Source organism: Curtobacterium sp. B18 (assembly GCF_000333375.1).
GTDB lineage: Bacteria > Actinomycetota > Actinomycetes > Actinomycetales > Microbacteriaceae > Curtobacterium.
The window spans coordinates 1-6,548 of record NZ_BACZ01000301.1 but is presented as its reverse complement, the minus strand read 5'-3'; the positions used below and the strand labels follow the sequence as shown (position 1 = coordinate 6,548).

The following is a 6,548-nucleotide window of genomic DNA, read 5'->3' as shown; positions in this document are numbered from 1 at the left end:
GCCGTCACGCAGCCGTCCATCTCGTTGCAGCGCAGCAAGCAGAATCTGCAGTGCATCGTTCAAACGGCCGCGGCTGTGCTCGAACGGCTGCGCGCCTCCCGCAATCGCAGCCGTCAACGCCGAGCTCAAGCCGGCCTTCGTAGCCAAGTAGTCGACGAATCGTTCCAACCACGTACGAAGGGCGTCCGCCGGTTCCTCGTCCGCTTCGAGCTGCGTGGCGGCATCGCACACAGCGTCGAGCTCGTTCCGGTATACCGCTTCGAACAGCGCGATGCGTGAGGGGAAGTGTCGGTAGACGGTTCCGACCCCGACGCCCGCTGCGGCTGCGATGGCAGTGAACGGCACGTCCGCGCCTTGCACGGACACTAACCGCACTGCCGCATCGAGCACTCGTGCACGGTTGCGCACGGCATCCGCTCGGCGGCCGTCACGCTCACTCATCCCCACCCCTTCCAAACGGAACACTTTCCGTTTACTCTGTTCCGGAACGCGTTCCGCTTACCACTGTACTTCCACGAGAACGGATCAACCATGACGATTCACCCAGACGCCACCGTGCTGGTCACCGGAGCGAACGGCTATCTCGGCGCGCACATCACCGCGGCGCTCCTCGACCAGGGCTACCGCGTTCGCGCGACCGTCCGCAGCCAAGCCCGAGGAGCGGCGCTGCGCAAGGATCTCGACCGTGCGGGGGTGCTGTCTGCTGACAGGCTCGATCTCGCGTATGCCGACTTGAGCTCCGACAACGGTTGGACCGATGCCATGTCGGGAGCGCGGTACGTGATGCACGTCGCTTCTCCCTTCCCAGGACATACCCCGCAGCACGAGGATGACGTGATCGTGCCGGCACGAGATGGAGCGCTCCGCGTCCTCGCGGCTGCTCGCGATGCCAGCGTTGAGCGAGTCGTGATGACGTCCTCGTTCGCAGCCGTCGGGTACTCACACAAGGCTGTCCCGAGCTTCACCGAAAGCGACTGGACCAATCCCGAGGATGACCTGCAGCCCTACATCAAGTCGAAGGTCGTCGCCGAACGAGCCGCGTGGGACTTCGTTGCTCAGCAAGGTGAGGGGCTCGAGTTCTCGGCCGTAAACCCTGTGGGCATCTTCGGCCCGACGCTGAGCACAAAGCTGTCGACGTCGGTCGCGTTCATCAAGGCGATGCTTGACGGTTTGATGGAGAATCTGCCGGCGCAATCGTTCGGCGTCGTTGATGTGCGCGACGCCGCTGCGCTCCACCTTGCAGCGATGACGCACTCCGAAGCGGCAGGGGAGCGGTTCCTGGCAGTCGCGGACGGACCATCCGTGAGCTTCCGCGACGTCGCTGTCTTGCTCCACGACGAGCTCGGCTCCCTCGCCTCACACGTCCCATTGACCGAATCAGCCGCCAGCAGTGACGGATCCGACAGCTCTGTCGCGCCCGTCATCAGCAATGCCAAGGCCAAGAACCTCCTCGGCTGGGAGCCGCGCCCCGTGCGCGAGACACTGCTCGACACTGCGAAGTCCCTCATGAAACTCGGCCTCGTCGGCAAGGACGAGCCAAGTCGTCGATGACGCCAACGCGACCCGGAGGGCGCCTGCCGCAACTCGATGTGGCTAGCTCCCACTGGTCTCACGCGAAGGCGGTCGCCAGCTCCGACAATGGCGCGAGACACTCGGTCACCTCACATGTCGGCGCTGTCTGTCGTCAAGCCCTCAGCGAGATCTCGTCAAGGACGGAAGAAGGGTGAACATGAGGGTCCTCATCGCGGGCGGTCGTGGCCAGGTTGGAGCGGAAGTCGCTGGGGCGCTGAAGGAGAAGGGCGTTGAAGTGGTCATCGGCAGTCGCTCGAATGGCGTGGACGCGACGACGGGAGAAGGGCTGGACGCCGCACTGGTCGGAGTCGACACGATCGTGAACACGCTCAACATCGCTCGATTCGACGATGAGGCGACCGGCTTCTTCGAGACCACGAGCCTGAACCTGGTGCGAGCCGGCGACCGGGCAGGGGTTCGGCATCATGTCCTGCTGTCGATCGTGGGTGTCGGCGAGGAGGACGGGCCGGACAACGGGTACTGGCGCGGCAAGGTCGCCCAGGAGCAGGTGCTGAAGTCAGCGATGGTACCCGCGACGATCGTCCGCACAACGCAGTTCCACTCGTGGGTCCCGGTGCTGGCAGACCAACACACCGTCGACGGACGCGTGATCGCGGAGCGCTCGCTCATTCAGCCGGTCGACCTCTCCGAGGTTGTGAACCTCCTCGAGACGACCGCGCTTGAGCCGGAACCGTCTGATCACGAAATCAACCTGGCCGGTCCGGAGCGCTACTTCTTCGACGACCTGCTCCGCGGAACGCTTGCCGCAGCAGGCGACGGGCGTGAAGTCGTGACGGTTCCGTGTAGCGGACCAGACGATTTGCTGGTTCCCCGTGGCCGACACCGTGTCGGTACCAAGACGTACCCAATTCGCGGCATTCCCCTCGCTCACTGAGCTAAGTCACGTCCGTCATTGCATGCGTCCGCTAGCCGATCGTTCAGCGAGATGCATTGCCCGTTCTCGGCTGCGGGCACCGCACACCGAACGGGCGGCACCGCCGGTCGTGACCTCCGCTCGTGTTGCTATCGTTCGCGGCGAGGGGGATCGATATGAATCATCGAACCGACGGAGGTGCGAGCGTTCGTCACGGGCGACTGACTCGCCGGTCGAGCTGGCTTGGAGCGGCGAGACTGCTTGGCATCGCTGCTGTCGTTGCTGTAGCGAGTGCGACAAGCATCGGAGCGATCGCGATCGGGAATCTTGGTGCTTCGGTGCAGACGGTTCAGATCGGTGCTGGCGGGAAGCCCAGCAAGACCGGTGCCGAAGCCCTCCGCGGTGCCGTCAACTTCGTCGTCGTCGGCAGTGATACACGTCAGGGCCAGACCGAAGCTGCCGAAGGTGACCCGGGGAGCTTGAATAACGACGTCACCATGCTGATCCACATCTCCGCAGACCATCAACAAATGACTGCCGTCAGCATCCCGCGCGACACCGTCGTGGAGCTGCCGGCCTGCGTGGACACGGACACCGGGCAGACTCGACCTGCGGTGCGGGCGATGTTCAACGAAGCGCTCTCCCGTGGCGGCAACCAGGGCGGCTTGGGATGCGTCGTCGCAGCTGTGAAATCGCTGACGGGGGTCGAGGCGCAGTTCGCCGGCATCCTCAAGTTCGACGGCGTGGCAGCCATGTCGACCGCGGTCGGCGGCGTCGACGTCTGCGTGGCAACTCCGATCCACGATCCGTACGTCGGCCTTGACCTCGAACCCGGCGTCCATCCCATCGAGGGACAGACCGCTTCCGCCTTCCTCCGCAGTCGACACGGCATCGGGGACGGCGGCGACCTCGGGCGCATCAGCAACCAGCAGGTGTTCCTCTCCGCACTGGCCCGGAAGGTACTCGCACCCGGCGGAGCGCTGTCCAACCCGGTGACGCTTTACAAGCTCGCCAAGGCAGCGCTGTCGAACATGATCCTCAGCGACAACCTCACCAGCCCCGACACGATGGTCTCCCTCGCCCTGACCCTTCGAGGCATTGACCTGTCGAAGGTGCTGTTCGTCCAGTACCCCACCCTGCCCAACCCGGCGGACATCAACCGCCTCATCGTCGACGAGCAGCCCGCGCAGGCCCTCAACGTCGCGCTACAAACCGATGCAGAGACGAACCTCAACGACTCGTCACTCGGTGGAGGCGCGACAAAACAGTCCCCGGACAACGCAGCACCGTCAGAGGCCGCACGGGCTCCGTCATCTACCGATCCGGATGCACCCTCATCCCCGCCAGACGGGCTCACAAGCGTCACCCCGAGCACTCCACCAACGTCCACTGCGCTCCCCTCGGCGATCACCGGCCAGACAGCAGCAGAAGCCACCTGCTCGAAAGGGTCCGGCTAGGAACGCGAGAAGCGAAAGCCCGTCTCAATAGCCGATCGGCTACTGAGACGCTGCGAGCGGCGCTGACGGTGATAGACAGACGCATGCACATCCGACCCGCGACACCGGCCTGCGCCGGTGGGTCGTGCGAGAGTCATCCTTGCGATGGATTGCGAACTCTGAGTGTTCTCATAGGATCACTGTTCAGGGGGCGGAGGGCTCCCAATAGATGATCGAGGGGGAGGCAGTGTCTCGAACGGGAAGAACTGTGGGCATGGCAGGAGTGGGGCTGCTGTGTGCTGCTGCGATGCTGGGGACGTCGGCGGTGGCGCACGCTGACGAACGGCCCACGGATGCATTGGCCGTTATCGCCTCTGTCGCGCCGGAGGTCCTCGACGCGGCCGCTGACACGTCCGAGTCCGGGAGTGAGGCTGCAACCTTCGCCGCGGGCGATGTCGAAGTCAGCGTCCCAACGGACGCTGCTGATGGAGCTGCGCTCCGCACCAGCGACCGCGAGTTGACGGTGTCGCTGCCCTTCGCGGACCAGGCAGCAGACGCGGTCGTTGCGGGTACCGGGGTGGCGATCTTCGACAATAACAACTCGTCAACCACGACTTCGGTGGTGCGGGAGGACGGCAGTTTGCAGATCCTGACCGTCATCGAAGACGCTGCAGCGCCGACCCGGTACGACTACGACTTGTCCGTGCCGGCAGGTGGAGCCATCACGGTCCGCGATGATGGCGTGGTCCTCATCACTGACGAGACGGGCGAGTTCGCCGGCACCGTTGCACCCGCGTGGGCGAAGGATGCGACCGGGGAGCCGGTGGCAACCCGGTACGAGGTACACGGGAACACGTTGACGCAGGTGGTTGAGCACGACGCGGCTACGCAGTACCCGGTGGTGGCCGACCCGTGGCTCGGGATCACCTTGTTCAAGAGCTTCAAGCGTGACACCTACCACGGGGACTACCGCTACAGCGCTTGGGTCACCGGGCCCGGCGCGATCGTTCTCAGCGGTGGCGGTGGCGTCGGAGGCTACGCGGCAGGCCAGGCTGTGTTCCGCGGTTCCGGGTGGGACGAGTGGAAGAAGAAGTGGCCCGCAATCACGAACAAGGCCACCCTGCAGCAGCAGTACAACTGCCACGTCGCTGCAAGCGTCTACGGGTTGCCGTTCACTCAGGACTACAACCTCGAACGGTACCGGGCGAACCGCGCGAACTGGGTCTCCGGCGTCGCATCGCACCGCTGCAACTGGTAGCCACCGAACATCCTTTTCGACGGGAGACTGAGCATATGAAGAAGTTCGTCATCGGATCCGCTATGGCCGCCGGTCTTGGCGTGCTGACCACCATTGGGTTCCTCATCGCAATGGGCGTCGACTACCGCATGCAGGAAAACAGTGGTATCGAGCCGGGATACACACCGGACGTCATCGTCGGCGGGTTCGAAGCTGGCCTGTGGTTGTTCGGGATCGGCCTCGCCGCCTTCATCGTCAGCAGCATCGTCGCGATCATCCAGCGTCGAAACGAGCGTGCCTCCTCATCAGCACCATCGCACTGACGGAGTGTCGCAAGCAGCACAGCGCCCCGGTCGGAAACGGCCGGGGCGCTGTCGTGTCCGCAGGCCGGCCTGTCTCGGCCAACGATCCGCCACTGAGACGGGTTGATGATGCGAGCGTCGGCGGACAAGGTCCGGCACACTGTCGCCATGAAGCAGGACGACGCAGACGATCTCTTCCCGCTCGGGCGCCCTGACCGCCACACGCTCTCGATCCACACTCCTGCAGGTTGGAAGGATCTCGCAGTCACCCTGACGTTGTTCGGTCTGACCCTGCCGATGCTCGCTGTCGGCTGGTTCGGCGTCGTGCTCTCGATGATGGCCTTCGACGCCTGTGCTGGCGGGGGTTGCAACGACACCGCCGGATCGGTCGCCTGGATCGGATTCCCGATCGCGGCCGTCGTCAGCATCGCGTTCTGGGCGTCGCTTGCTGAACGCCGCCGGCGTGCCCGTCGTCGCGCATGGATGTGCGGAGCGGCAGCGGTCCTCACCATCGTCGCCCTGTTCGTCCTCGCTGCAACGGTCGTCCACTTCGCAGCGCAGCCCGACTGAGTTGTGCGCTGAGGGTGCCGAAAGCGTGCGTCGAGCAGCATCGGACAGGCCGCTGGCCGGTCGGCGGCCGGCACGCCGGGGTGCAGAGGGAAGTGCTGACGCCGGTCACGCCGGCGGTGTCGTGCCGGCTCCCTCGGTGTCGTCCGCGCCTGCCGGCCCTGTTCCGGCCTGATCGAGGTTCTCGTTCGGGTCGCCCATGTCTCCGATTGCTGCGCCCGTGACGGAGAGGCCGAAGTGTCTGCGAACGGCGTTCGCCTCGCTGGGAGACAGGGCGTTCCCGGGACCGACGGACGGCGCGTCCGTGATCGCGTTCTTCGTGTACCCGACGCGCAGATCCGTGCCGTCGAAGGTCGCGTCCTCGACCGGGACCAGCGCGTGGTGCCTCCCGAGCAAGCCGGTCGCGACGCTGACGTACGCCGCACTGCCGTCCTCGTCGGAGGGGAACACCTGCGTCACCTTGCCGACCGTCGCGCCGTCGCGATCACGGACCGTCGCGCTCTCGACCTGATGGATGAGGTTCTTGGGGATCATGGCCACAGTCAACGCCGTGGGTCTGA

Annotated in this window: 8 protein-coding genes; 6 read left to right on the top strand and 2 right to left on the bottom strand. The window is 65.2% G+C overall.

The features are described 5' to 3' along the window. On the bottom strand, positions 1-441 hold a 441-nt coding region (locus I5E_RS08000; protein WP_031261865.1), incomplete at its 3' end, for a TetR/AcrR family transcriptional regulator. 90 nt (positions 442-531) lie between these two features. Here I5E_RS08000 and I5E_RS07995 point away from each other — a divergent pair. The 6 genes from I5E_RS07995 to I5E_RS07970 all read left to right on the top strand — a co-directional run bounded on the left by I5E_RS07995 (position 532) and on the right by I5E_RS07970 (position 5,991). After that, a complete protein-coding gene (locus I5E_RS07995; protein WP_022906515.1) occupies positions 532-1,551 on the top strand; it encodes an SDR family oxidoreductase in 1,020 nt (339 codons plus the stop codon). Between the two features lie 178 nt (positions 1,552-1,729). After that, on the top strand, positions 1,730-2,467 hold the full coding sequence (locus tag I5E_RS07990; RefSeq protein ID WP_022906514.1) for an SDR family oxidoreductase: 738 nt from the start codon (positions 1,730-1,732) through the stop codon (positions 2,465-2,467). 317 nt (positions 2,468-2,784) lie between these two features. Next, complete coding sequence (locus I5E_RS07985) at positions 2,785-3,903, top strand: LCP family protein (protein WP_187290477.1); 1,119 nt, start codon at positions 2,785-2,787, stop codon at positions 3,901-3,903. 208 nt (positions 3,904-4,111) lie between these two features. Continuing rightward, the gene (locus I5E_RS22640) at positions 4,112-5,140 is read left to right on the top strand and encodes a hypothetical protein (RefSeq protein WP_148286896.1); all 1,029 of its coding nucleotides are present in this window, start codon (positions 4,112-4,114) and stop codon (positions 5,138-5,140) included. Positions 5,141-5,175: 35 nt separating this feature from the next. After that, positions 5,176-5,442, top strand: a complete 267-nt coding sequence (locus I5E_RS07975) for a hypothetical protein (protein ID WP_022906511.1) — start codon at positions 5,176-5,178, stop codon at positions 5,440-5,442. 147 nt (positions 5,443-5,589) lie between these two features. Then, a complete protein-coding gene (locus tag I5E_RS07970; RefSeq protein ID WP_148286895.1) occupies positions 5,590-5,991 on the top strand; it encodes a hypothetical protein in 402 nt (133 codons plus the stop codon). A 105-nt stretch (positions 5,992-6,096) separates the two neighbouring features. Here the strand turns inward: I5E_RS07970 and I5E_RS21430 are convergent, their stop codons facing one another. Continuing rightward, positions 6,097-6,522 carry a hypothetical protein gene (locus I5E_RS21430; RefSeq protein ID WP_022906509.1) on the bottom strand — a complete coding sequence of 142 codons (426 nt, stop codon included), beginning with the start codon at positions 6,520-6,522 and terminating at the stop codon, positions 6,097-6,099. Positions 6,523-6,548: the final 26 nt, after the last annotated feature.

Coding starts and splice junctions, on each gene's coding strand:
- I5E_RS07970 (WP_148286895.1), top strand. CDS start 5,590: ATGAAGCAGGACGACGCAGACGATCTCTTCCCGCTCGGGCGCCCTGAC.
- I5E_RS07990 (WP_022906514.1), top strand. CDS start 1,730: ATGAGGGTCCTCATCGCGGGCGGTCGTGGCCAGGTTGGAGCGGAAGTC.
- I5E_RS07975 (WP_022906511.1), top strand. CDS start 5,176: ATGAAGAAGTTCGTCATCGGATCCGCTATGGCCGCCGGTCTTGGCGTG.
- I5E_RS22640 (WP_148286896.1), top strand. CDS start 4,112: ATGATCGAGGGGGAGGCAGTGTCTCGAACGGGAAGAACTGTGGGCATG.
- I5E_RS21430 (WP_022906509.1), bottom strand. CDS start 6,522: ATGATCCCCAAGAACCTCATCCATCAGGTCGAGAGCGCGACGGTCCGT.
- I5E_RS07995 (WP_022906515.1), top strand. CDS start 532: ATGACGATTCACCCAGACGCCACCGTGCTGGTCACCGGAGCGAACGGC.